The organism is Shewanella sp. SM21 (assembly GCF_025654335.1).
Lineage (GTDB): Bacteria > Pseudomonadota > Gammaproteobacteria > Enterobacterales > Shewanellaceae > Shewanella > Shewanella oncorhynchi.
Map to the genome: position 1 here is coordinate 1 of NZ_JAKKRL010000037.1, position 737 is coordinate 737.

At 43.7% G+C, this 737-nt stretch carries 1 tRNA gene and 1 rRNA gene; both read right to left on the bottom strand.

The window, feature by feature from the left end:
* Positions 1-200, bottom strand: a 23S ribosomal RNA gene (locus tag L5L94_RS21760); the annotation flags it as partial.
* A gap of 362 nt (positions 201-562) precedes the next feature.
* Positions 563-638, bottom strand: a tRNA-Ala gene (locus L5L94_RS21765).
* Between the last annotated feature and the right edge of the window lie 99 nt (positions 639-737).

The following is a 737-nucleotide window of genomic DNA, read 5'->3' on the forward strand; positions in this document are numbered from 1 at the left end:
CCCCTCGTTCGCCCCCCTCGTTCGCCTCGCAACACTATGTATTCATGTTGCGATAACAGCTTATGCTGCTGGGTTCCCCCATTCGGACATCGTTAGCTCAAATGCTTGTTACTAGCTCGCCAACGCTTTTCGCAAGTTACTACGTCCTTCATCGCCTCTGACTGCCAAGGCATCCACCGTATACGCTTAGTCGCTTAACCATACAACCCAAATGAGTTTCACTCACCTGCGTCGCATTGCGACCAGCTTGGTTTTACTTGTCTCACTTCTGACCAAAGAAGTGGACGCGCCTTAGACGTAAACTATGCAACTAAGCATAATTTACTATTGAATATTCAAGACACTTAATAAAGTGTTTGAGAACTCATGTTCAATGCTTGCGCATTAAACGTTTTGTAATTAATCACATGACAGACTCATGCAATTAAATACTATCAGCTTTCCAAATTGTTAAAGAGCGGGCTTAAAAAAGCCAAAGATAATTTTTAAGTTTATCTTTGGCATCTCTATCCATAATGCATATGCCTTATTACTTTGCAATAAAGTCAGAATAAGGTGTAAATGGTGGAGCTATGCGGGATCGAACCGCAGACCTCCTGCGTGCAAGGCAGGCGCTCTCCCAGCTGAGCTATAGCCCCATTTACATGCAGTGCGAGTAAGTAAGATGTTCCAAACCTCTAAAAGGATTGGTTTGCCAAATCGAGTTATCCGCGGCAAATTAACGCGACGTTTAGTTC